The following is a 24,356-nucleotide window of genomic DNA, read 5'->3' on the forward strand; positions in this document are numbered from 1 at the left end:
GGCGGGGGAGGATATGCGCCCCCCTTGCCACCGCGCCCGCGCCCCTCTAAGGGCGCGCGCAATCCCATCCCCCATATGACAGGAGCCGCATGGCCATGGCCGTGACCCGTACCTTTTCGATCATCAAGCCCGATGCCACCCGCCGCAACCTGACCGGCGCGGTCACCAAGATGCTTGAGGAAGCCGGCCTGCGCGTCGTCGCCAGCAAGCGGATCCACATGACCCGCGAACAGGCCGAAGGCTTCTACGCGGTGCACAAGGAGCGTCCCTTCTTCGGTGAGCTGGTCGAATTCATGATCTCCGGCCCGGTCGTGGTGCAGGTGCTCGAGGGCGAGAACGCGATGCAGCGCAACCGCGACATCATGGGCGCGACCAACCCGGCGAACGCCGAGCCGGGCACGATCCGCGCCGAGCTGGCCGAATCGATCGAGGCCAACACCGTCCATGGTTCGGACAGCGAAGAAAATGCCGCGATCGAAATCGCCTATTTCTTCAAGCCGGAAGAAATCGTCGGCTGATCGATCCGACCACCTGACCAGACGAAGCGGGCCGGGGGCAATCCCGGCCCGTTTTTCGTCAATGCCAGACCGCCGACAGCGGATAGAGCGCGATCAGCCAGATCAGGCACATCATCACCACCCGCCGGTCGCGCGTCAGCACCGCGATCAGGCTGACCGGGAAGAAGGAGAAGGTGATGATGAAGCTGCGCAGGTCGAGATTGAGCTCGACCAGCGCATAGGCGGTCCCGACCAGCACGACATTGCACAGCAGCACCGCACCGATCACCGTACGGCGATACCGGTCGAAATGCGCGTCGAGATCGCTGTCCGCATCGATATTGTCGGGAAACACCAGGGACGCCGCGACGAAATAGACCGCGGTCACCAGAAACCCGCCGAACATCACCGGCCAGCTCAGCGGCAACTGCTCGCGCATCGCCCAGCCATACATCCAGAAGGTCACCACGTCGCACGACACGAACAGCCCGAGCAGCGCGGTCGGCCAGCCGATCCCGCTCAGCCCGCGCCGCTTGATCGCCCGCGTCAGCCCGCCCAGCCCCTCGGCGAGCGACAGGCCGAGCATCAGGCCGAACAGCGAAAAGATGAATTCAAAGCCGCTCATGGCACGTCCCCCGAACCAGACTGGTCGGAGGAAGCGGCAGCACTGTCAACCGCTTAGCGCCCCGGCAGCGTGATCGTCGCGCACAGCCCGCCGCCCTCGCGGTTCGCCAGCGTGACGTCGCCCCCCGCCTCACGCACGATCGCACGCGCGAGCGTCAGGCCGAGCCCGACCCCGCCGGTGGTGCGGTTGCGCGACGGGTCGAGCCGGGTGAAGGGATCGAACACCGCCGCGATCTGCTCCGCCGGAATGCCCGGACCGCGATCGGCGACCTCGATCCGCACGCCGCCGGCATCCTGGCTCAGTTTCACCTCGGCGGCGCCCGCATATTTGATCGCATTCTCGATCAGGTTGCGCAGCGCGCGGCGCATCAGCGACGGGCGGATGCGGCGGATCAGGCGGTGCCCATTCTCATACTCGACCGCCGCGCCCAGATCGCGGAAATCATCGACCACCGCGTCGATCAGCGCCGACAAATCGGTCTCGGTCGGCGGCTCGCTCGGCCGCCCCAGCCGCGCCAGCGACAGGATGTCGTCGAGCGTGCGGTTCATCTCGTCGATCGTGTCGGCCATGCGCGCACGATCCTCGTCATCCTCGACCGATTCGATCCGCACGCGCAGCGCGGCCAGCGGCGTGCGCAGATCATGGCCGATCGCGCCGAGCATCTGGTCCTTCTCATCCAGCATCGCGGTCACGCGGCTGCTCATCAGATTATAGGCGGCAATCACCGCGCGCACATCGCCGGGGCCGCGTTCGGCGATCGGCTCGGTCGCTCCCGGCGTGAAGTCGCGCGCGGCATTGGCGAGCGACCGCAACGGCCGGTTCACGCGCGCGCCGACCCACAGCACCGGCACCAGCACGATGCCATAGATGATCAGCGTCTGCAGGATCAGTCGCCAGATGATGTCGACGTCGCTGCGCGGCCAGGCGGAGGTAAGGACCAGCCACCCCTTGCCGGGCAGCTCGACCGCGACCATCAGCTCGCCGCCCAGCCGCTTCATCCGCTCGGCCCGCAGCGCATTCATCCGGGCAAAGCGCGGATCGGTCGGCGATAATCTGCGCACGCCCGTGACAATCTGACCCACCGGGATGCCGGCTTCGGCGAGCGAGGCGCGGATGCCTTCCTCGACGTCGGGCTTGCTGCGCAATCCTGCGGGGATCGGGTTGGTCGGCTCCAGCCGCAGTCGCGCCTTGCGCCCCTCGGGCGGGTCGCGGAAGCGGCCGTCGCGGATGCGCTCGGCGGCATCGACCACGCGGGTGATGGCGGGCGCGGTCACCTGTTCGAAACGCAACGAGCGCCGCTCGCGCAGGATCAACGCGAAGTTGATCGCCTGCGCCACGAACAGCGCGAGCGCGACCAAGAGCGCGATCTGCCCCGTCAGGCTGCTGGGAACGAAGCGTCTCACAGCTTGGTGACGTCGCTCGCCAGCGTATAGCCGCCGCCCCACACTGTCTTGATCAGCGTCGGGTTCCGGGCATCCGGCTCGATCTTCTTGCGCAGACGGCTGACCTGATTGTCGATCGCGCGATCGAACGCCGCCGCCTCGCGCCCCTGGGTCAGGTCGAGCAGCTGGTCGCGCGTTAGCACCGCGCGCGGGCGCATGACGAGCGCGAGCAGCAGGTTATATTCGCCGGTCGACAGCGGAACCGACACGCCCTCGCGGTCGACCAATGCCCGCTCGCCGGTCTTGAGCACCCATCCGGAAAAGGCGTAGCTGCCCGTCTCCGGCGCGGTTAGGCGCGTGCCACCCGCCTGCATCCGGCGCAGCACCACCTTGATCCGCGCCGCCAGTTCGCGCGGGGAAAATGGCTTCACGACATAATCGTCCGCGCCCATTTCCAGCCCGACGATCCGGTCGGTCTCTTCGCTCCTCGCGGTCAGCAGGATCACCGGGACTTCGCTGGTCGCGCGGATATGGCGGCACAGGCTGAGGCCATCCTCGCCCGGCATCATGATGTCGAGCACGACCAGATCGATCGCATAGGCCGACAGTCGCGTCCGCGCGGCTTCCGCATCGGCGACCTGCGTCACGCGGAACCCCTGCTTGGTCAGATATTGCGCCAGCGGCTCGCGGATCGAACGCTCGTCATCGACGAGCAGCAAATGCGGGGTTTCGTTGGTCATCTCATTGGAGTTAGCAGATTCCGTCCGCTCGGGAAGTGCCGGGCGGGCGCGGAGGAGGTCGCTGATCCCGCCCGGCATCGCCGTCACGCGCCCGGGGGAGCGGGCGGTGGCGGCGGTGTGTTTCCGCGACGCTCGCGCATCTTCTTCATTGCCTCGCGCGCCTTGTCGCGCTGTGCCTGCATCTCGGTCGCGTCGATCTTGCCGTCGCTGTTGGTGTCGAGCTTGGCGAAGCGTTGCGCCGACATCGCGTCGAACTCGGCCTTGCTGATCGCGCCGTCGCCATTGGTGTCGGCCTTCTTCATCGCCATGGCGGGGCCGCCGGGACCACCCGGGCCGCCCGGACCGCGACGCTCGGCGCCGCGCTTCCACTTGCCCTTGCCCATGCCCTTGCGGCCTTCGCCCGCCTCGACGGTGCCGTCCTTGTCGGCATCCATCCGGGCAAAGCGCGCCTCGACCATCGCGCGGTTCTCCGCCTTGCTGATCAGGCCATCGCCATTGGTGTCGACGCGCGCCAGCATCCGCTCGCCCATGCCGCCACCGCCACGGCGTGCGCCGGGGACGAAGTCCTGCAGCTCTCCGCCCTTCTTCTCGGCCATCGCGGCGCGCGCGGCCTCGGCACCCGCCTTGCGCTCGTCGGCGCTCAGCTGGCCGTCCTTGTTGGTGTCGAGCCGGTCGAACCGCGCATCGGCGCGCGCCAGCATCTCGGCCTTGGAAATCGGTTGCTTGGGCGCAGCAGGGGCGTCGCTCTGCATTGCGATTGCGGTGCCAGCGGCCAGCATCGCGCCGATCGCCGCAGTGGTGAGAAGTTTCTTCATACGGGCTCCTGTCACGCGGCAGGGGGCGCCGCAGTGATGCCCTTCTGAACCCCGCCTGTCGCATGGGTTTGTCAGCGGGTGGGGAAGTTGTCGCAAATTGTGTCGGACATCAAAATTCCTGCCCTGAGCTTGCTCAGGGGAGGGGGGCCGCCGGCGTAGCCGGTGGTGGAGGGGCGGCCGCGCAGACAGCCGTAGGCAGCTCGGCAAAACTCCGCCCTCTGCGAGGGCGGCCCCTCCGTCATCGCTGCGCGATGCCACCTCCCCCAGCGAGCTGGGGGAGGAACTGGCTCACCCGAAAATCGCCACGCCCTGCATCCCCTCGGCCACCAGCGTGCCGTCGGCCGCCCACATCCGCATCGTCTGGCTCGAATAGCCGCCGCGCGCGCTGTCGGTCTCCGCCTCCAGCAGCCACCAGCCATCGGTCGTGACCGGCGCGGGCTGCAGGACATTGACCTGCCAGGTCAGCGACGACAGCGGCGTCATCTTCTCGAACAGCTTGAACGCCGCGGGGGGCAGTGCGTCGCCCAGCGCCATCAGCTCGACCTCCGGGTCCAGCCCCGCGCGGTCGATCAGCCGCCCCCAGCGCAGCCATTCGGTCGGCCCCGCCTCGGCCTTCAGGTCGAAGAAGTTGAAATTGCCGGTGAAGAACTCCTTCGGCCCGGTGTACAGCTCGGCGTCCGCAGGCGGCGGTGCATGCTTCGCCCGCGCCGTCGCGTCATGGTCGATCGCCGATTCCAGCCGGCTCATGAACACGAAGTTCGTCCGCAGCCCCAGCCCCGCCTCGCTCACGATATCCGCCTGAATAAACGCAGCATTGCGCCCGCGCCGCAGCTTGGTCGCGGTGACCGTGACCGGCCCGGCGAGCGGTCCGACAAACGCCACCTGCGCCGACCGCAGCGGCGGCAGGTCCGCCTCGACCTGCTTCGCCGCCGCCAGCGCCAGCGCCGAGGACAGCCCGCCATAGGCCGTCCGCCCCTGCAGCCAGTTCGCCGGGATCTCGGTCGTGAATCCCGTCTCGGTGCGCTGCGCCGATGCCAGCAGGTCGATAAGCGAAGTCATGCCGGGGTCTTCTCCACATAGAGGTCGCGCAATTCGCGCTTCAGCACCTTGCCGATCGCGCTGCGGGGCAGGTCTTCGATTGCGACCAGGTCAGCCAAGCGCTGTGTCTTACCCAACGTCGCATTGACTGTCGCGAGTATCTCCGCCGCCGGGGTCGTATCTGCGGGGACATAGAACCCCACCGGCGTTTCGCCCCATTGCTCCGACGGCACGCCCACCACCGCGCAATCGCGCACGCCGGGATGCTGGCGCAGCTCCGCCTCCAGATCGCTCGGATAGATGTTGAACCCGCCCGAGATGATCAGGTCCTTCTTGCGGTCCATCAGGATCAGGAACCCGTCTTCGTCGAACCGCCCGACATCGCCATGGCGGATGAAGCGGTTGCCCTCGGCGTCGAACCACTCCGCTTCCGACGTCGCCTGCTTGCGCCCATGATAGCCCGACATCATCGCCCCGCTGCGCCCGACGACCTCGCCCATCGCGCCCTGCGGCACCTCGCGTCCGTCCTCGTCGATCAGGCGGATGTCATGTCCCGGCGCGGGCTGGCCGACCGTGTGCAGCTTGTCGGGATGCGCGGTCGCATTGAGGATGCAGGTGCCTCCCCCCTCGGTCATCCCGTAATATTCGACCAGCAGCCCCGGCCAGCGCGCCACCACATCGGCCTTCAGCGCGGCGGAAAACGGCGCGCTGGTGCAGGTCTTGAGCCGAAAGCTCGACAGGTCGAACGCATCGAAATCGGGCAGCGCCATGATCCGCTGATACTGCACCGGCACCAGCATCGCATGCGTGGCCTTGTGCCGCTCCGCCGCCTCCAGAAACCCGTGCGCATCGAACTTGCCGAGCAGCACCGCCGTCCCGCCCCACGCCAGCGTCGGGATGAAACTGACCAGGGTCGTATTCGAATAAAGCGGCGTCGCGATCATCGTCACCGCCTCTGCAAACCCCGCCGCATCGCCCCGCGCGACATGCGCCCAGCGCATCGCATGCGGCTGGACGATCCCTTTGGGTGTGCCGGTCGTGCCGCTGGAGTAGATGATGTTGAAAGGGTCTTCGGGCCGCAGATCGACGGGGGAGGGCGCGCCCGCATCCGCCAGCCACGCATCCACTGCCTCCGGGGTCAGCATCACCCGCCGCGCCGACACGGCACGGTCGCCCAACGTCGCCACAGCATCGGCATCGAGGAACACCACCCCCGCGCCGCTATCCGCGATCATCGCCGCCATCTGATCCCCGGTGGAGGAGGGCGCAATCGGCGCCGGCGCGCCACCCGCGCGGATCGCACCGAGGAAGATCGCGGCATAATCGACGCCCATCGCCCCGACGATCGCCACCGCCTGCCCGCGCGTCAGCCCGTCGCGCTGCAACGCCGCCGCGATCGCGTCCATCCGCGCATCGAGCTGCGCATAGGTGAGCGCATCATCGCCATGCACCACCGCGAGCTTGTCCCCACGCTCGCGCGCATGGGCGGCGATCAGCGCGGGAATCGTGCCGAATGGCTGGGCCAGGATTTCCGTCGCTGTCTGCATCCCCACTCCTCGATTCGTATCAACTGCTATGCGAAACCGCCATTGGCTGCCATACGCGATCTTCGAAAAATGACGAGGAGAGGTCGATGCTGTTCTACGATTCGGCGATGCCCGCCCCCAATCCCCGCCGCGTCCGCATCTTCGCCGCGGAAAAGGGGATCACCCTGCCGACGCAGGATGTGTCGATCATGAAGGGCGAGCACAAGAGCGACGAGTTCAAGGCCGTGAACCCGCTCGGCCAGACGCCAGCGCTGAAACTCGACGACGGAACCTGCCTCTCCGAAAGCGTCGCGATCTGCCGCTATCTCGAAGCACTGCACCCCGAACCACCCCTGTTCGGCAGCACCCCGACCGAAATTGCCCAGGTCGAAATGTGGAGCCGCCGCGTCGAGCTGCGCCTGATGGTCCCGACCGGCATGATCTGGATCCACACCCACCCCTTCACCGCGCGCGTCGTGCCGCACCAGTATAAGGAGTTCGGCGAGAGCAACCGCACCCTCGTCGCCCGCGCCCACGCGCTGTTCGACGAAGCGCTCGGCGAAACTCCGTATGTCGCGGGCGAGCATTACACGATGGCCGATATCCTCCTGCTCACCACGATCGACTTCGGCACGTTCATCGGCCTGACAATCGCCGAGGAGCATGTCCGCCTCAACGACTGGCACCGCCGCGTCACCGCGCGGGAAAGCGCGAAGGCATGACCATGGAGGGCATGGTGGCGATCGTCACCGGCGGCGGCACCGGGATCGGCGCAGCGGTGGTCCGCCGGCTGGCGGCGCGCGGCGTGCGCTGCGTCATCAACTACGCCAACAGCCGCGACGCTGCCGAGGCGCTGGCGGCAGAACTGGCGAACGGATCGATCCCGGTCCAGGCCGATATCGCCGACGACGCCCAATGCCGCGCGCTCGCCGCCGCCGCGACGGAGGCGTTCGGCCGCATCGACCTGCTCGTCAACAATGCCGGCAAGACCAAATTCGCCAATCACGAAGACCTCGAGGCTCTGACCGCCGATGATTTCCTCGACATCTACCGGCTCAACACCATCGCTCCGTTCCAGATGATCCGCGCCTGCGCCCCGGCGATGCGTGAAGGCCCGGCCAGTGCCGTCGTCAACATCGCCTCGGTCGCGGGCGTGTTCGGCAACGGCTCCTCGGTCGCCTATGCCGCGTCAAAGGGCGCGCTGGCCACGATGACCAAGAGCCTCGCCCGCGTCCTCGCCCCCGCGATCCGCGTCAACGCCGTCGCGCCGGGCTATGTCGGCACCGGCTGGTTCAGCGAGCGGATGACGCCCGAAGCCTTCGACAAGTTCGAGGCCTTCATCGCCAGCCAGACCCCGATGGCGATGGCCCCCCATGCCGACGACATCGCAGGGCCCATCGTCAACCTGCTCGATCCCGCCAGCCGCGTCATTACCGGAGAGGTTGTGCTGCTCGACGCCGGCGCGCATCTCGATATCGGCCTGTCGCGCCGGCCGGGGAAAGCGTAGCCGACGCCAATAGGGCGAGTTGCGCCAACACCCCGTTCACCTGACGGCCCCGGGACTGCTCGGCCGTCAACGCTTCATATGCGAAACTCGAACCTTCGCGGCGCAGGTTATCAACCGTAGCATCGAACCATTGCCGCGCCCGCCAAAGCCGCGGTCAATCCGTTCCTGAAGCTGCGCTGACGTGTCGGTGTTTTTGGTCCAGATAAACTCGACAATCGACTGAGGAGTCATCCGGTCGATACTGAACTGCTCGGATTTGTGCGTCTCGTCAAACGTGTCGAACGGGCCTGCTATACGCTCATCGCGATAATAATCGTTGCGTTCCTTGGTGCAGACTGACTTATACTCGGCAATCTGCTGCTTCTGAGATTTAGTGACGCCGATCGCAATTCCGGGAAGTGCCACCATCGCTATTGTCAGACAAGAAACCGATCCGAATACTTTATTGACCATGATTCCAAGCCTCCTCACCCAATCTGGTAGGGAAACCATAAGGTGGTCATAGTTGCTGTCAATTTTTGTCATGGCACAACAGTGGCTGCGTCACATCATCATGCAGCAGGTTCTGTTTTCGATGGGCGTGTGTCCAGCGTCGCTTGCTTGCGATCACGGAAATGGTTGAGTTGATCGGTGCCGGTGCCCATCTTGACGCAGGACTGTCGCGGCGACCCGGAAAAGGCTGAACTTGGCGCACAAGAAGCTCACTCTCCCGACCAAGCTCTGTGTCGCCTGCGCGCGCCCGTTCGCGTGGCGCAAGAAATGGGAACGCGACTGGGATAACGTGAAATATTGCTCCGACCGGTGCCGGGCGGCCGGGCCGGGCCAGCGCTGAGGCGGGCTGAGGCTCGCCGTTGATCCGGCTTGTTATCGCTGTTCCGCACGACTTCGATCTGCCAATCGCGGCTGGCACAAGAGGTGACCAATGGCCAAAGATTATGACCGGGGCAGACGCGACGGCCTGCGCCTCGCGCTGGAGATCTGGCGACCGAAGAGGCAAAATGGCTGCCGCTGCTGGGGCAAAGCCCGTCCTGGCGCACCAATCTCGCGCGCGACGTGCGGCACAAGACGCTGCAGGTCGCGCAGAGCCGCGTGCAGACCGCGCTCAACCGGCTGCGTTCCGCCGACGACCTGTCGGCGGCCAACGAACTCGCCATCGCGATCGAAAAGGTCGGCCTGTGATGGACCGGGGGGAGACCTCTTCTTCTTAGCCCTCTCCCGCTTGCGGGAGAGGGGCTGGGTGAGGGTCTTCTTCTTCTTCTTCTTCTTCGCCCCCGCCACCGCAGAAAAAAGAAAAAGACCCTCCCCAACCCCTCCCGCAAGCGGGAGGGGCTAAACAAGAAAAGCGGGAGCCGAACTACCCCTTCACCACCGCCGCAGTCTGCCCGAACAGGATCTTCTTCTGCGCGTCGGTCATCACCGGATTCCCCGGCCGCACTTCCTCGCCCTTGGCATAGGCGCGCACCGTCGCGGGCCGCGCCGCGACCGCTTCGAACCAGCGCTTCAAATGCGCGAAATCATCCAGGTTCTGGCTCTGCGCTTCATACGGCACGATCCACGGATAGATCGCCATGTCGGCAATCGAATAATCCTCACCCCCGACGAACGGCCTGCCCGCCAGCTGCCGGTCGAGCACGCCGTACAGCCGGTTGGTCTCGTCGATATACCGCTTCTGGGCATAGGGGATCTGTTCGGGCGCGTAGCGGTTGAAATGATGGTTCTGCCCCGCCATCGGGCCGAGGCCACCCATCTGCCACATCAGCCACTGCATCTGCACGATCTTGTCGCGCTGCTCGGGGCCAAAGAAGCGCTCGGTCTTGTTGGCAAGATAGAGCAGGATCGCCCCGCTCTCGAACACGCTGATCGCCTCGCCGCCATCGACCGGATCATGGTCGACGATCGCGGGCATGCGGTTATTGGGTGCGATCTTCAGGAAATCGGGCTTGAACTGCTCGCCCTGCCCGATGTTCACCGGCACGATGGTGTAGGGAAGGCCGGCTTCCTCCAGGAACATCGTGATCTTGTGGCCGTTCGGCGTGGGCCAGTAATGCAGGTCGATCATGGGCGCGGGTCTCCAGCGTGAAGCCGCACAAATGGGGTGGCGCGGCGCTTACGCAACCGGCTCCACGGCGCGAGGCTGGCGCAGGACGAAGACCAGCACGATCCCCGCTGCGATCGTCGTCAGCATCGCCGCCAGCGCGAATGCCGCGCCCGGAAAGCCATGCTCCGCGCCATAGGCCAAGGTCTGGGTCAGGCTCAGCGGCCCCAGGATCGCGGCGATGCTGGCGATGCTTGCCATCCCGCCCTGCAACGCGCCCTGATTGGCGGCATCGACCCGCCGGCTCAGCATGGCGTTGAGCGCGGGGTAGGCCAGCATCTGCAACGCCCCGAACATCAGGATCACGTACACCTGCCACCCCGCCGTCGCGAAACCATAGGCGGTGTAGGCAAGCGTGCCGACGATCAGGCCGATCATCAGCGTCTTCGCCTCGCCCAGCTTCGCGATCGCGCGCCCCGTCACGAAAATCTGCGTCAACGCCATCGCCGTGCCCGACGCCGCCAGGGACCAGCCGATCGCACGGCTGTCCCACCCATGCGCCAGCTCGGCATAAAAGGCCCAGGTCGCGGGATAAACCTGATGCGCCAGCTGCCAGATGAACGCGACCGCGAGCAGCGGCAGCGCCCCGGTCATCGCGAACAGCGGACGAAAGGTGCCGAGCGGATTGGCGCGCTTCCAGTCGAACTGGCGCCGGTTCTCGGGCGCGAGCGTTTCGGGCAGGATGAAGAAAATCCAGGTCGCGTTGATCGCCGCCAGCGCGGCCGCGACCATGAACGGGGTCCGCGGTCCGAGGCCTGCGAGCAGCCCGCCGATCGCTGGCCCGACGACGAACCCAATCCCGAACGCCGCGCCCATCAGTCCGAATGTCGCGCCGCGCTTGTCCGGCGGGGTCACGTCGGCCAGGATCGCATTGGCCGGGCCATAGACCGCGCCCGCAATTCCCGCCACCAGCCGCCCGGCAAACAGCCACGCGATCGTCGGCGCAAACGCCATCAGCGCATAATCGACCGCAAAGATCAGCATCGCCGCCAGGATCACCGGCCGTCGCCCATAACGGTCGCCCAGATTGCCCAGGATCGGCGCGGCAAAGAAATGCGCCAGCGCGAACACGATCGCCAGCGCCCCGCCGATCCGCGTCGCATCGGTCAGTGTCGCCCCGCTCAGCTCGACGATCAGCGTCGGCAGCACCGGGATCACGATCCCGAACCCGATCGCATCGATCAGCACCGCCGCCAGCGCGATCGAAACCGCGCGATGTCCGAACTTCATGCCCCTGTCCCCCGTTCGACCCGCTTTTAGAACCGAATGCGGCAGGGCGGAAGCGTGGTGCTCCCCACCCTCGTTGTCCCGGCCTTGGAGCCGGGACCGGGCTGCCTTTCCCCCGGCGAAAGAAGCCCGGCCCCGGGTCAAGCCCGGGGCGAAAGAGGCAAGCGGCGCTCGCTGCGCCGACAGCGCGTCGTTCGTATCATTCGCGCTGCGCAAATGTCCTCCGGGCCGTGCGACAAATGACGCGAAATTCCGCGACATGTTCGCTTCGCGATCGCCGCTTGACGTAGCGTCATCCATACCGCACCTTCTAAACCGCCGCAGCAGACGGCGACAGGAGGGATGCAGATGGCGACGACGCTTGGTGGAGCGGTGCCGGTCGAACCGGCGCGCGTGTCCGGGACCCCGCCGATCACGCTGGGCACGCGGGTCAGCTATGGTGCAGGCGCGATCGCCAACGGGATCAAGAACGCCGCCTTCACCACCTATCTGCTGTTTTTCTACAGCCAGATCATCGGCGTGCCGGCGGGGATCGTCTCCGCCGCGGTCGCGCTGACGTTGCTGGTCGATGCGGTGGCCGATCCGCTGATCGGGCGCTGGACGGACCTGACGCGCAGCCGCTGGGGCCGCCGCCACCCGTTCATCTATGGCGCGGCATTGCCGACCGCCCTGTTCTTCCTGCTCGCCTGGTTCCCGCCCGCGGGCCTTTCCGATTTCCAGATGGGGGTGTGGATCTTTGCCACCGCCTCGCTCACCCGCATGTCGATCAGCGCGTTCGAGATCGCGACCTCGGCAATGACGCCGGAGATGACCGAGGATTATCGCGAGCGCACCAAGCTATTTAGCCTGCGCTGGTGGTTCGGCTATGCCGGCACCTATGGCTTTACCACGCTCTGCCTGCTGAGCTTCTTCGCCGCGACGCCCGAATATCCGCGCGGGCAGCTCAATCCCGATGGCTATCCGGGCTTTGCCATCGCGGGCGCGCTCACCATCCTGGCGGTGATCCTGATTTGCGGCATCGGCACGCACAACCGCATCCCCTATCTGCGCCAGGCCGAAGTGCGGACGCAGCGCACGCCGTTGCTCGGGCATTTGCGCGAGATGGGGGCGGCGCTGAAGAACCGCGCATTTCTGGCGATTTTCGGGTTCGGCGTGCTCAAATTCTCCGCGATCGGGCTCTACAGCGCGACCAATTTGTTCTTCGGCACGTACCTTTTCGAACTCACCGCGACCCAGCTCGCGATCCTGACGATCGACAGCCTCGTCGCCGCGACCATCGCCGCGCCGCTCGCGCCGATCATGTCGGCCTGGATCGGCAAGCGGGCGAGTTCGATGGTGTTTGCCGTGGTCGGTGTCGCGATCGGGCTGTCGCCGCTGCTGCTCTCCTATCTCGGCTGGTTCTTCGTGCCCGGCGATCCGTTGCTGGTGCCGACCCTGTTCGCGATCGGCGCGCTCTATGGTGCGATGGTCGCGATCTCGCTGATCAACACCAGCTCGATGCTGGCGGACGTGGTCGAGGACAGCGCGGTGACGACCGGGCGGCACGAGGCGGGGATGTTCTTCGCCGCGTCCAGCTTCATGCAGCAATGCGCGACCGCGATCGGCATCTTCCTTGCCGGGCGGCTGCTGGTCTGGTCCGATTTCCCCGCCAAGCCCGCGCCGGGGCAGGTGAGCGAGGAGGCGATCCGCAGCCTCGTCATCCATTACATCCCGTGCTCGATCGGGCTGTGGACGCTCGGCGCGCTAATCCTGCTCTTCTACCCGATCACCAAGGCGCGGCACGAAGCCAATGTCGCTGCGCTAAAGGCGCGCGAGGCGGAGGCACGGGCGCTCGAGATGGACAATAGCGCGCTGCTCGGACCCGCGCGGTAATTACGGGGTATTGACGCGCGCAACCCCATACCGCAAATTCAAATTGAACGTCGTGGGAGTCGCTTTGACGGTGCATGCAAACGGCCCAAAGCCAAGAGGCTGGAAATGGTCGAAAGCGAACGTGTCGAGGAAATTCGCACAGAATGAACACAAGCGAACATGTCGACCAAGAATGCGCCGTGGAGCCACGGGCGGTTGTGAATTTTGAGGAGAGAAGATGTCTGTAATGGAGGATGTAAGGGTCGATCTCGACACCTTCCGCACCGAAGTCCGCGACTGGCTCGCGACCAACTTCCCCGCCTCGCTCAAGGGCAAGGACAATTCGATGTCCGCGGTCGAGGGGCCGACCGACGAGACCCCCGAACAGGCCGCGTGGCGCAAGGCGATGGGCGAAAAGGGCTGGGGCGTCCCGACCTGGCCCGCCGAATATGGCGGCGGTGGCCTGAGCCGCGCACAGGCGAAGGTGCTGCAGGAGGAAATGGCGCGCGTCGGCGCGTGGAATCCGATCGGCGGCATGGGCGTGATGATGTTCGGCCCGACTTTGCTGGAATATGGCAACGAGGCGCAGAAGAAGGAGCATATCCCCGCGATCGCCAGGGGCGAAGTGCGCTGGTGCCAGGGTTATTCCGAGCCGAACGCCGGGTCGGACCTCGCCAACCTCCAGACCTTTGCCGAGGACAAGGGCGACCATTATGTCGTCAACGGGCAAAAGACCTGGACCAGCGGCGGGCAATGGGCCGACAAATGCTTCTGCCTCGTCCGCACCGACAAGACCCAGAAACAGGGCGGCATCACCTTCCTGCTGATCGACATGGATTCGCCCGGGGTCGAGGTGAAGCCGATCCAGATGATCAGCGGCATGTCGCCCTTCTGCGAAACCTTCTTCACCAATGTGAAGGTGCCCAAGGAAAACCGCGTTGGTGAGGAAGGGCAGGGCTGGACCATCGGCAAGCGCCTGCTGCAGCATGAGCGCACCAATTTGTCGGGCGGCGGCTCCGCCTTCCGCATGTCGGGCCCGTCGCTGTCGGATATCGCCAAGAAATATGTCGGCGTCGATGCCGAGGGGCGGATCGCCAACCCCGATCTGCGCGCGCGCATCGCGAAGTTCGAGATGGACTGGCGCGCCTTCCTGCTCACCGCGATGCGCGTGCAGGCGGAGAGCAAGGCAGTCGGCGGCGTGTCCGAAGTCTCGTCGATCCTCAAGACGGTCGGCACCAAGCTCGGCCAGGAACGCGCCGAATTGATGATCGAGATTCAGGGGATGGAAGGGCTCGGCTGGGAAGGCGAGGGCTTTACCGAAGCGCAGATCCACGGCGTGCGCGCGTGGCTCTTTGGCAAGGCGACGACCATTTATGGCGGCTCCACCGAAATCCAGAACAACGTGATCGCCAAGCGCATCCTGGGGATGCTGGATCATCAATAAGGCGCGTCGCCCCGGCGCAGGCCGGGGCCGCCCCGTGGCGGGGCGTGGCGCAACATTCTAGCGGCCCCGGCCTTCGCCGGGGCGACGAGGACGAAGACTATGGCCGTTCTGACCGAAGAACAGACGATGCTGCGCGACATGGCGCGCGACTGGGCGAGCAACGAGAGCCCGGTCACCGCATGGCGCAAGATCCGCAACGCGAACGAAGCGACGGGATATGACCCGGCCGCGTATGCGACGATGGCCGAAATGGGCTGGACCGGGGTGATCATCCCCGAAGCGCATGGCGGCAGCGATTTCGGCTGGTTGAGCCTGGGCCTGGTGATCGAGGAACTGGGCAAGACGCTGGCGGCCAGCCCGATCGCGGCGTCGGCTGTCGCGGCCTCCGCCATCCTGCTCGGCGGAAGCGACGCGCAGAAGGAGCAATATCTGTCGCGCATCGCCAGCGGCGAACTGGTCGCGACGCTCGCGGTGGATGAAGGGCCACGGCATGATCCCACGGCGATTGCCGCGACGGTGGACGGCGGCAAGCTCAGCGGCACCAAGGCGTTCGTCGCCGAGGGCGACAGCGCCGGGCTGTTCGTGGTCGCCGCGACCGATGGCCTGTATCTGGTCGAGACAGGGGAGGGCGTGACCGTCTCGCGCCGCCATCTCGTCGACTTCCGCAGCCATGCGCAGGTGACGTTCGACGGCGCGCCCGCCGACAAGCTGGCGTCGGGCGGTGCCGATCTGCTCGACGCGGTGCTCGACCGCGCCGCCGTGCTGACGGCGGCCGAGATGCTCGGCATGGCGGGGCAGGCGTTCGACACCACGCTCGCCTATTTGAAGCAGCGCGTGCAGTTCGGGCAGATCCTCGCGACCTTCCAGGCACTGCAGCATCGCATGGCGAATTTGTTCAGCGAGATCGAGCAGATGCGCTCGGCGGTCGAGGCGGGCCTCGCCGCGATCGACCGGGGCGGCGATGTGCGCCAGGCGGCGTCGCTGGCCAAGGGCAAGGCGAACGAGATCGGCCATCTGATGAGCCGCGAGCTGATCCAGTTGCATGGCGGCATCGGCATGACCGACGAATATGACGCCGGCTTCTACCTCAAGCGCATGCGCGTGCTCGAGCAGATGTGGGGCAACACCGCCTATCACCGCGACCGCTTTGCGCGGCTGAGCGGGTTTTAGGGGCGGGGCTATTAAATCCCTTTCCCCGGGGGCCCAAAAAAGGGGGCGTGTTCAAAACTGGCCATTCTTCTCCCCTCCCGCTTGCGGGAGGGGTAGGGGAGGGGCTGTCATCTTCCCAAGACCTCGCGACCTGTTGACATGCCCTCTCCTGACCCCTCCCGCCAGCGGGAGGGGAACATGGCTCCTGAGGCGACGGGGCGATCTTTTCGCATCTGCGGTATAAATCCGGCACTTTAGAAGATCGGTTCAGCATACCCGCGCGTAATTCTACGGTGGCCGACGACCCCGTGTCTTGCAGGTAACAGCTACGGATCAGTGGCGTTTCGCAACGCTTTTCTCGCCTTGACCACAACCCCGGAACTCGCTCTATTCGAGTTTACGGTATGGAACCGCACAGCGTTCCGGCCGAACGGGAGTGGGATCTATGAAGAAGCAGCTTTTGGCGGCGTGCGGTGTGTCGGCGCTCGTCCTTGGCGGTACCGCACCGGCCTTTGCGCAGGATAGCGGGGAAGAATCCGAAATCGTCATTACCGGGTCGCTGATCGCCGGGACGCCCGAGGATGCGGCGCTGCCGGTCGATGTGATCGGTGCGGAGGAACTTGCGAAGCAGGGCAATCCGACCGTCCTCGACCTGGTCAAGGCATTGCCGAGCTCGAGCGCATCGCTCGGCGACGCCAATCAGTTCGACAGCCGCTCGCAGGGGGCCGAGGGCATTGCGACGGTCAATCTGCGCGGCCTGAGCCCGCAACGTACGCTGGTGCTGCTCAATTCGAAGCGCCTGGCGACGTCGGGTAACGGCGTTCCATCGGTCGACATTAACCTGCTGCCGCAGGCCGCGATCGGCCGGGTCGAGGTGCTGAAGGACGGTGCCGCGGCGACCTATGGGTCCGAAGCGATTGCGGGCGTGGTCAACTTCATCACCCGCACCAATCAGCGGGGGTTCCAGGGATCGGGCAGCTACCGGTTCATCGACGGTTCGGATGGCGACATCGACGCCTCGCTGAGCTTTGGCCATGTCGGCGACAATTTCCGCGTGCTGATTGCGGCGGGGTATCAGCAGCGCGGGCAGCTGATGGCCAAGGACCGCGACTGGGCGATCCGGCCTTATTCCGAAAACCCGCAGGGCGGCTGGACCGGCGGCGGCAACCCCGCCAACTTCCTGTTCCTGGGCGCCACCGGGTCGCCGATTACCGGGATCGCCGCAGACTCGGCCTGCGCCCCGCTCGGCGGCTTCGTCGGGGCGGATGCGCGCTGCTACAACCAATATTCGGTCTATGACAATCTGGTCGAGAAGGAGATGCGCGGCCAGGCGTTCATCGATTTCGAATGGGATGTGGGCGAAAAGACGACGCTGCAGGTGACCGCGCTTTACGGGCGCACCACGGTTCCGAACTATCTGACTTCGCCTTCCTATCTGTTGACCCAGCCGCCGTCCGGCGTCGCGATTGCGGGCACGCCGTTCGCGCCGTTCGCGGCGCTGCTCAACAGCGGGTTCTTCGTGCCCAGCGCCAACCCTGGCCTTGTCGCCTATCGCGCGGCCAACACGACCCCGGCGGGTGCGGGTGTGCTGTTCCCGACCCTGTTGTTCCGGCCGTTCCTGCTCGGCGGCAATCCGTCGACGCTCGACAATGAATTCGCGCCTGGTTCCGCAACGGGTCTGCGCAAGGGTGAATCGACGCGGTTCACCGCCGAACTGCGCGGGGAGATCGCGGACGGGCTGAACTATAACCTCAACGCCACCTATCACAGCTATTATCGCTACATTGACGGCTACGACTCGTTCGGTGACCGGGTGCAGCGCGCGCTGCTCGGTTTTGGCGGGCCGAACTGCACGGGCAGCACCCCGGGCGCCAATGGCTGTCTGTGGTTCAACCCGTTCGGCAATGCGGTGTCGGTCAACCCGGCGACCGGCCAGACCAACCCGGTCGCCAATGGCCCGGCGAACAGCGCCGAGCTGACCGACTGGTTCTTCGTCCGCTCGAACACCAAGGTGAATACCGACCTGCTGGTGTTCGAAGGGTCGCTGAGCGGCGGTACCGGCATCAGCCTGCCGGGCGGCGAGGTCCAATTCGGTGTTGGCGCGCAATATCGCGATACGTCGATCAAGGGCCGTTATGGCGCGGCCAACAATCTGGCAACCAACCCCTGCCGCGAATCCCCGCTCAACGGCAATACCAATGGCGCGGCATGCTCGGGTGGTCGTGCCCCGGCGGGTGCGCTCGGCTTCCTCGGCACCAATCTCGACTATGACCTGCAGGGCGATGTCTGGGCGGTCTATGGCGAAGCGCAGTTGCCGGTGTTCGACTCGTTGAACCTGCAGCTCGCCGCGCGGTTCGAGGATTATGGCGGCGCGACCGGATCGACCTTCGATCCCCAGATCCGTGCGCGCTGGCAGGTGACCGACTGGCTGGCGGTGCGTGGCGGCTTCGGCACCACCTTCCGCGCGCCGACGCTCAATCAGCTCGCGCCCGGATCGATCACCGCGCTGCAGATCATCGACACGACCTTCCGCCCGATCGACGTGTTCGGCAACCCGAACCTGGTGCCGGAAAGCTCCAAAAACTATGGCGGCGGCGTGTTGTTCAACGCGGGCGGGTTCAGCGCCAGCATCGATTATTACCGCTATGATATCGAGGATGTGATCGTCAGCGATCCGCTGATCTCGATGGTCAATACGCTGTTCCCCAGCACTGGCGGCAATACCTGCGCGACCAATGCCGGGCTGGCGGCGCGGTTCACCTTTTCGACCGGCCCGTGCACCGCGACCACGGCGCGCACCGCGATCTCGCGCGTGCGCACGCAAAACCAGAATGGCGCGTCGATCACCAATGAGGGCATCGATGTCACCGCCAGCTATCGCGGGACCGACCTGCTGGGTGAGGGCACGCGCTTCGCGATTGGTGGCAACGTCACCTACACGCTGCAGAACCGGATCAGCGACATCTTCGTCGAAGGGACGCTGGTGCAGGCGGGCTATGACGGCGTCGGGCTGCTCAACTATCAGACGACGCTCTACCCCGTGCCCGAGTGGAAGGGGCAGGGCTTCCTGGAGTTCGGTACCGGGCCGGTCGATGCGCGGCTGACCGTTACCTATATCGACGGGCTGTATGACCAGCGCGCCGATGTCACGACGGCGGGCGTCTACGGCCCCAACGCCTCGCTCGGCGGGGCGCGGGTGACCGAGGGGGCACAGATCGGCAGCTTCACCACCGCGGATTTCACGATCCAGTTCGAAATCACGCAAAACGTGACTCTGTCGGGCAGCGTCTACAACATCTTCGACCAGGATCCGCCCTTCGCACGCGAAGACTATAACTACGAACCGTTCGTGGGGAATCCTCTGGGCCGCAACTTCAAGATTGGCGTGTCCGCCAAATTCTGAAGCCGGCACCTTGCAGGGTCTCGTCGCGCGGGGAACGCGGCGGGACCCTGTTTTTATCGGGCCATATGGCCGCTTGAAGGAGTAGCGTAACGATGGCGACCATCCCCGCGACGTCCGCTGAGGACGCGCTCGCGATCCGGCGGCGCAGCGCCACGCTGATCCTGCTCACCGCCGCCTATTTCTTCAGCTACATGGACCGGCAGATCCTCGCGATCCTGCAGGAGGACATCAAGAAAGAGCTGTTGCTGTCCGACACGCAGCTCGGGCTGCTCGCGGGGTTCGCGTTCGCGATCTTCTACGCGACCTTGGGCCTGCCGGTCGCGCGCTGGGCGGACCGGAGCAACCGCGTCAACATCATCGCGATCGCGCTGTCGCTGTGGAGCGCGATGACCGCGGTGTGCGGCCTCGCGCAGAATTTCGTGCAATTGCTGGTCGCCCGCATCGGCGTCGGCATCGGTGAGGCCGGGTCGAGCCCGCCCAGCCATTCGATCATCGCCGACCTCTACCCGCCCGAAAAGCGTGCGGGAGCGATGGGCATCTACTCGCTCGGCGTAGTGCTCGGCGCGGCGGGCGGCACGATCATCGGCGGCACGCTGGCGCATTATTTCGGGTGGCGCGTCGCGATGTTCGCGGTCGGCATTCCCGGCATCCTGCTGGCGATCGTCATCAAGCTGTTCGTGGTCGAGCCGCGCCGCGGCCTGTCCGACCCCAGCCATATCCCCGCCGCGCAGGGCGCGATGCCGAGCTTTGGCGAGGGCTTTCGCTCGCTCTTCGCCAATCGCGCCGCGGTGCATCTGGTGCTGGGTGTCACCATCACCTCGCTGATCGGCTATGGCCACACCGCGTTCGGCCCCAGCTTCCTGATCCGCACGATCGGGCTGACCAAGATCGAGATCGCGTCGATCGTCGCGCCGGTCGGCGCAGTCTGCGGCACGCTGTCGGCGGTGCTGGGCGGCTGGCTGGCGAACAAGGCGGCGGTGCGCTGGGGGCTGCACAGCCAGGCATGGCTGGTGCTGGTGATGAAGGGAGTGGGGCTGCCGCTGTCCTTCCTGTTCTTCGCGTCGTCCGATCCGTGGATCGCGATTCCCATCTACTGGGTCTCGCTGTTGCTGGTGAACTCGTACCTCGGTCCGAGCTTCGCGCTGATCCAGGGCCTCGCCCCGCTGCGGATGCGCGCGCTGTGGGCGGCGGTGACGTTGCTGGTGATCAACCTGATCGGCCTGGGCCTCGGCCCGACGATGATCGGCGTCATCTCCGACGCGCTCAAGCCAAGCTATGGCGAAGCGGAGGCGCTGCGGCTGGCGATGCTAACCTTCGCGGCGGCGACGCCCTGGGCGCTGTTCCATTACTGGCGCGCGGGGGTGTGGCTGAAGCGGGGGGCGAGGACGATCTGAAAGCATACTTAACAATAGGAATTGTTTTCGCTGCGTGTGAAGAGCTGACGCGCCGGTGGGAGTGAGACACGCAGGCAGGGTGCCGAAAGGATGTTCCATGCCGCCTGCTTATGTCCCGTCGATCCGCTTTCGCAGGAACTTGGCCAAGTCACGGCCGATCTGCGCGCCGCGCCGCGCGGCTGGCGTGGCGCTCGGGTCATCCGCGCAACGCTGAGCGCGGTGTGCAGTTTCCGTCGCGGACCGTGTTGGCCAAGCTGATGCGCGAGCTTGGCACGGCGCTGTTCCCGCTGCGGCTCGGCCCGCCCGAACTGACCGCCGGGAACGAGAATAGGTGGGTCGAGCCACGCTGGAATCGACCCTGTCGCAGCTGGGCGCGCAGGTCGAGATCGAATTGCGCATCGGCTATCCGGCATCGACGCGGTGCAATCATCCATTATCGCGTCGCGCATTACCTCCACTATCTCGGCGCGCCATTGGTCGCACGAGTGATTGCGGAGGTCGCGCATTCGGCCACCGGCATCGACATCCATCCCGGCGCGACGATCGGGCGCAGCTTCTTTATCGACCATGGCACCGGCTTCGTGATCGGTGAGACGGCGCGGATCGGCGACCGGGTGCGCATCTATCAGGGCGTCACGCTGGGCGGGGAGCCGCGCGCGGCTGGAGCGGCGCGCGGCGCGGATGTTAAGGAGCGGCGACACCCGACGATCGAGGACGATGTCGTGATCTTCGCCGGCGCCATGCTGCTTGGCCCGATCACGATCGGCGCTCGGTCTCAGATCGGCGCGAATGTCGCGCCGGACAGCCTGGTTAAACATGCCGCCCCGACGATCCGGGTTCAAAACTCCAGCACGCGGTCGTCGAACAGCCCGAACACGATGGTCGAGGCGTAAAAGGCGACCGCACGCTCGCGCGGCATGGTGCTCGCCCATTTGCGCATGTCGAACGCCGCGTTTTGCAGTGCCATCATCGTCTGGCTGGCGACGAGCGGGTCGATCGCGCGGATCGATCCCTCCGCAATGCCGTCGGACAGCATGCCGGCATAGCGCCGCGCGATGCGGTTCGACCGGTCGATCAGCGCGGTGCGCACGCGCGCGGGCAGGCCCGACAGCGCGGTGGTGCGCAGCAGGGGCCCGCGTTCGGAAAACTGCACGTCGAGCAGGGTGGCGATGATGCTGGTCAGCTTGCGCCAATGGTCACCCGGCCCCTCTTCGGCCAGCCGCTGTGCGTCGGCGATCAGATCGAAGCTGCGCTTGTAGCATTCGATCACCAGCTCGTCCTTGGCGTCGAGATGGTGGTAGAAGCTGCCCTTGGTGACGTTGAGCTCGCTCGCGATCTTCTGCACCGATGCGCCGCGATAGCCGAGCTCGTTGATCAGCCGCGTCGCCGCCAGCAGGAACGCCTCGCGCCCCGGCTCGGCCTCGTCATGCGTCAGGTCGAGCATCTCGGGCTTCCACACATCGCCCGGGGTGGCGATGCCGTGGCGGAACACGTCCATCAGCCGGCTTTCGACGCGCGGATATTCGTCGATTTCGTAGCGGGTGATCCAGGCCGGGAGCCAGAAGGTATTCTCGAGCAGCACATGCGCGCGCCCGCCGCGCAGATCGGTTTCGGCGCGGGTGCCGCCTTCGCCCCATAACGCGCGGGTCTTGCGGAAAATCTGCTGCCAGCGCTGCATCAGGCGGGTGCGCAACTCGCCCTCCATCGCGCGCAAGTCGGACAGGATCGCGAACGCCTTTTCCTCGCCGCGATGGATGCTGGCGAGGCGCTCCATGTTGATCGACAGATAGCGGGCAACGCGCGCCTCGGGCGTCGCTTCGCGATGCGCCTCGTCCAGCATCGCATCGAGCCGGTCGAGCGTCACGTCGAACGCCGCCGCCGCCAGGTCTTCCTTGCGCTTGAAATAATAGGTCACGCTGGTGGTGTTGAGGCCCACGCGCTGCGCCACATCGGCGAAGGTCATGCCCTTCGCACTCTGATCGTTGATCACGTCCGCTGCCGCCGCGAGGATCGCGTCGCGCTTGGCGCGGAACCGTTTCGTTTCACCCCGCGCCTCTCCGGGCGCTGCGTCTTCGGCGTTCATCCGATTAGATTAGCAAATTTGATTCGAACGAACAGTCCTAAACGCGTGTTTGGCCATGCGCAGCAAACCGTAGCCGAAAAATGCGGCGAGCCCCACTTTACCGAATATCGGGTATGGCCTAACGTCTTTGTCAGCTTCGCTGGATCGGCACCGGCCCGCTCCCCCACCCGGCCACCCAACGGCATCGTATGTTATGGGTGGCCGGGTGGGGGAGCGGGCCGGTACCGCCTAACTGAGAATGGGAAGGAGAGGGCGCATGGATTTCACGCTGACCGAGCGCGAGACCTATTTCCGCGACCGCGTGAAGGGGTTCATCGACCAGTACATCACCCCGCGCAACGACGACTATCGCCGCCAGGCCTATGAGGGCGAGCGCTGGAAGGTGCTGCCGGTGATCGAGGAGCTGAAGCCGGTCGCGCGCGCGCAGGGGCTGTGGAATTTCTTCATGCCGCCCCACTCGGGGCAGACCCATGTCGACGACAGTTTCGAGTTCGAGGGGACGCAGCTCACCAACCTCGAATATGCGCTGTGCGCCGAGGAAATGGGCCGCGCTGGCTGGGCGAGCGAGGTGTTCAACTGCTCCGCGCCGGACACCGGCAATATGGAGGTGCTGCACCGCTATGGCACGCGCGAGCACAAGGAGCGTTGGCTCAAGCCGCTGATGAATGGCGAGATCCGCTCGGCCTTTCTGATGACCGAACCGGACGTGGCGTCGTCCGACGCGACCAACATCCAGACGTCGATGGTCCGCGACGGTGACCATTATGTGATCAACGGCCGCAAATGGTGGTCGTCGGGCGTGGGCGATCCGCGCTGTGCCGTCGCGATCGTGATGGGCAAGACCAATCCCGACGCCTCGCGTCACGCGCAGCAGAGCCAGATTTTGGTGCCGATGGACACGCCCGGCGTCAGGATCGAACGCATGCTTTCGGTATTCGGGTATGATCACGCGCCGCACGGCCATGGCGAAGTGGTACTCGAGAATGTGCGCGTTCCGGTCGAGAATATCCTGCTCGGCGAGGGGCGCGGGTTCGAGATCGCGCAGGGCCGCCTTGGCCCGGGGCGCATCCACCATTGCATGCGCTCGATCGGCGTGGCCGAAATGGCGCTGGAGCTGATGTGCAAGCGGCTGCTGAGCCGTGTCGCGTTCGGCAAGCGGATCGCCGACCACTCGATCTGGGAACAGCGCGTCGCCGAAGCGCGCTCGAACCTCGAGATGATGCGCCTGCTGAGCCTCAAGGCGGCGGACATGATGGATAAGGCCGGCAACAAGTCTGCGCAGGGCGAGATCGCGATGATCAAGGCGATGGGGCCGCGTATCACGCTGCAGATCCTCGACGACGCGATCCAGGCATTCGGCGGCGCGGGCGTGTCGGGCGATACGCCGCTGGCGAGCGCGTGGGCGAGCATGCGCACGCTGCGCTTTGCCGACGGGCCGGACGAGGTGCACAACCGCGCGATCGCGCGCAGCGAGTTCGGCAAGTATGGCGAGTTCAAGGCCGATCGCCCGAGCAGCGGCGACATGGCGGTGACGCGGTGACATTCTAAAGCCCCTCCCCTTCAGGGGAGGGGTTGGGGGT

At 65.8% G+C, this 24,356-nt stretch carries 22 protein-coding genes; 12 read left to right on the plus strand and 10 right to left on the minus strand.

The features are described from left to right. The first annotated feature begins 95 nt into the window (after positions 1 to 95). Positions 96 to 518 (plus strand): nucleoside-diphosphate kinase, encoded by a 423-nt coding sequence (gene ndk / locus AX681_RS04380; RefSeq protein ID WP_066664385.1) that lies wholly within the window; start codon positions 96 to 98, stop codon positions 516 to 518. Positions 519 to 576: 58 nt separating this feature from the next. Here ndk and AX681_RS04385 read toward each other — a convergent pair whose 3' ends face one another. From AX681_RS04385 to AX681_RS04410, 6 genes are all read right to left on the minus strand, one after another. Next, a complete protein-coding gene (locus AX681_RS04385) occupies positions 577 to 1,122 on the minus strand; it encodes a hypothetical protein (protein WP_066664383.1) in 546 nt (181 codons plus the stop codon). A gap of 53 nt (positions 1,123 to 1,175) precedes the next feature. Continuing rightward, complete coding sequence (locus tag AX681_RS04390; RefSeq protein ID WP_066681869.1) at positions 1,176 to 2,525, minus strand: sensor histidine kinase; 1,350 nt, start codon at positions 2,523 to 2,525, stop codon at positions 1,176 to 1,178. After that, positions 2,522 to 3,244, minus strand: coding sequence for a response regulator (locus AX681_RS04395; protein WP_066657073.1), 723 nt, complete (start codon positions 3,242 to 3,244; stop codon positions 2,522 to 2,524). The genes AX681_RS04390 and AX681_RS04395 overlap by 4 nt, the downstream gene beginning before the upstream one ends. Positions 3,245 to 3,327: 83 nt before the next feature. Then, positions 3,328 to 4,059, minus strand: coding sequence for an EF-hand domain-containing protein (locus AX681_RS04400; RefSeq protein ID WP_066657070.1), 732 nt, complete (start codon positions 4,057 to 4,059; stop codon positions 3,328 to 3,330). A gap of 288 nt (positions 4,060 to 4,347) precedes the next feature. Then, positions 4,348 to 5,118 carry a thioesterase family protein gene (locus AX681_RS04405; RefSeq protein ID WP_066657067.1) on the minus strand — a complete coding sequence of 257 codons (771 nt, stop codon included), beginning with the start codon at positions 5,116 to 5,118 and terminating at the stop codon, positions 4,348 to 4,350. Further along, entirely contained in the window at positions 5,115 to 6,644 is a 1,530-nt protein-coding gene (locus AX681_RS04410) for a class I adenylate-forming enzyme family protein (protein WP_066657063.1), read from the minus strand. Before AX681_RS04410 ends, AX681_RS04405 begins: the two co-directional genes overlap by 4 nt. Before the next feature lie 86 nt (positions 6,645 to 6,730). Between AX681_RS04410 and AX681_RS04415 the strand changes: the two genes are divergently transcribed. Both AX681_RS04415 and AX681_RS04420 read left to right on the plus strand, forming a co-directional pair. After that, the gene (locus AX681_RS04415; RefSeq protein WP_066657055.1) at positions 6,731 to 7,345 is read left to right on the plus strand and encodes a glutathione S-transferase family protein; all 615 of its coding nucleotides are present in this window, start codon (positions 6,731 to 6,733) and stop codon (positions 7,343 to 7,345) included. Further along, entirely contained in the window at positions 7,342 to 8,130 is a 789-nt protein-coding gene (locus AX681_RS04420; protein ID WP_066657052.1) for an SDR family NAD(P)-dependent oxidoreductase, read from the plus strand. Before AX681_RS04415 ends, AX681_RS04420 begins: the two co-directional genes overlap by 4 nt. 66 nt (positions 8,131 to 8,196) lie before the next feature. Here the strand turns inward: AX681_RS04420 and AX681_RS04425 are convergent, their stop codons facing one another. Further along, positions 8,197 to 8,583 (minus strand): hypothetical protein, encoded by a 387-nt coding sequence (locus AX681_RS04425; protein ID WP_156442606.1) that lies wholly within the window; start codon positions 8,581 to 8,583, stop codon positions 8,197 to 8,199. Positions 8,584 to 8,815: 232 nt separating this feature from the next. Between AX681_RS04425 and AX681_RS21280 the strand changes: the two genes are divergently transcribed. Beyond that, on the plus strand, positions 8,816 to 8,962 hold the full coding sequence (locus AX681_RS21280) for a DUF2256 domain-containing protein (protein ID WP_082737830.1): 147 nt from the start codon (positions 8,816 to 8,818) through the stop codon (positions 8,960 to 8,962). 221 nt (positions 8,963 to 9,183) lie between these two features. Continuing rightward, positions 9,184 to 9,309: a hypothetical protein gene (locus tag AX681_RS23040; protein WP_269450337.1), complete on the plus strand. Its 126-nt coding sequence runs from the start codon at positions 9,184 to 9,186 to the stop codon at positions 9,307 to 9,309. A gap of 175 nt (positions 9,310 to 9,484) precedes the next feature. Here AX681_RS23040 and AX681_RS04435 read toward each other — a convergent pair whose 3' ends face one another. Together AX681_RS04435 and AX681_RS04440 are read right to left on the minus strand one after the other, a co-directional pair. Further along, entirely contained in the window at positions 9,485 to 10,189 is a 705-nt protein-coding gene (locus AX681_RS04435; protein WP_066656216.1) for a glutathione binding-like protein, read from the minus strand. 48 nt (positions 10,190 to 10,237) lie between these two features. Further along, positions 10,238 to 11,455 (minus strand): TCR/Tet family MFS transporter, encoded by a 1,218-nt coding sequence (locus tag AX681_RS04440; RefSeq protein WP_066656214.1) that lies wholly within the window; start codon positions 11,453 to 11,455, stop codon positions 10,238 to 10,240. A gap of 345 nt (positions 11,456 to 11,800) precedes the next feature. Between AX681_RS04440 and AX681_RS04445 the strand changes: the two genes are divergently transcribed. The 6 genes from AX681_RS04445 to AX681_RS04470 all read left to right on the plus strand — a co-directional run bounded on the left by AX681_RS04445 (position 11,801) and on the right by AX681_RS04470 (position 21,586). Then, positions 11,801 to 13,324, plus strand: a complete 1,524-nt coding sequence (locus AX681_RS04445; RefSeq protein ID WP_066656218.1) for an MFS transporter — start codon at positions 11,801 to 11,803, stop codon at positions 13,322 to 13,324. Between the two features lie 217 nt (positions 13,325 to 13,541). Further along, entirely contained in the window at positions 13,542 to 14,747 is a 1,206-nt protein-coding gene (locus tag AX681_RS04450; protein ID WP_082737794.1) for an acyl-CoA dehydrogenase family protein, read from the plus strand. A 99-nt stretch (positions 14,748 to 14,846) separates the two neighbouring features. Next, positions 14,847 to 15,917, plus strand: coding sequence for an acyl-CoA dehydrogenase family protein (locus AX681_RS04455; RefSeq protein WP_066681877.1), 1,071 nt, complete (start codon positions 14,847 to 14,849; stop codon positions 15,915 to 15,917). A 424-nt stretch (positions 15,918 to 16,341) separates the two neighbouring features. After that, complete coding sequence (locus AX681_RS04460; RefSeq protein WP_066661708.1) at positions 16,342 to 19,299, plus strand: TonB-dependent receptor domain-containing protein; 2,958 nt, start codon at positions 16,342 to 16,344, stop codon at positions 19,297 to 19,299. Positions 19,300 to 19,391: 92 nt separating this feature from the next. Then, on the plus strand, positions 19,392 to 20,693 hold the full coding sequence (locus AX681_RS04465; RefSeq protein WP_066661711.1) for a spinster family MFS transporter: 1,302 nt from the start codon (positions 19,392 to 19,394) through the stop codon (positions 20,691 to 20,693). Between the two features lie 245 nt (positions 20,694 to 20,938). Then, positions 20,939 to 21,586 carry a serine O-acetyltransferase gene (locus AX681_RS04470; protein ID WP_231734861.1) on the plus strand — a complete coding sequence of 216 codons (648 nt, stop codon included), beginning with the start codon at positions 20,939 to 20,941 and terminating at the stop codon, positions 21,584 to 21,586. On the opposite strand, the gene AX681_RS04475 is transcribed toward AX681_RS04470, so the two are convergent. Then, positions 21,532 to 22,776, minus strand: coding sequence for a TetR/AcrR family transcriptional regulator (locus AX681_RS04475; RefSeq protein WP_066661717.1), 1,245 nt, complete (start codon positions 22,774 to 22,776; stop codon positions 21,532 to 21,534). The genes AX681_RS04470 and AX681_RS04475 overlap by 55 nt on opposite strands. A gap of 256 nt (positions 22,777 to 23,032) precedes the next feature. Here AX681_RS04475 and AX681_RS04480 point away from each other — a divergent pair, with 256 nt between their 5' ends. Beyond that, entirely contained in the window at positions 23,033 to 24,316 is a 1,284-nt protein-coding gene (locus tag AX681_RS04480) for an acyl-CoA dehydrogenase family protein (protein ID WP_066661725.1), read from the plus strand. The last annotated feature ends 40 nt before the right edge of the window (positions 24,317 to 24,356 follow it).

Source organism: Sphingomonas sp. CCH9-E2, assembly GCF_001557215.1.
Lineage (GTDB): Bacteria > Pseudomonadota > Alphaproteobacteria > Sphingomonadales > Sphingomonadaceae > Sphingomonas.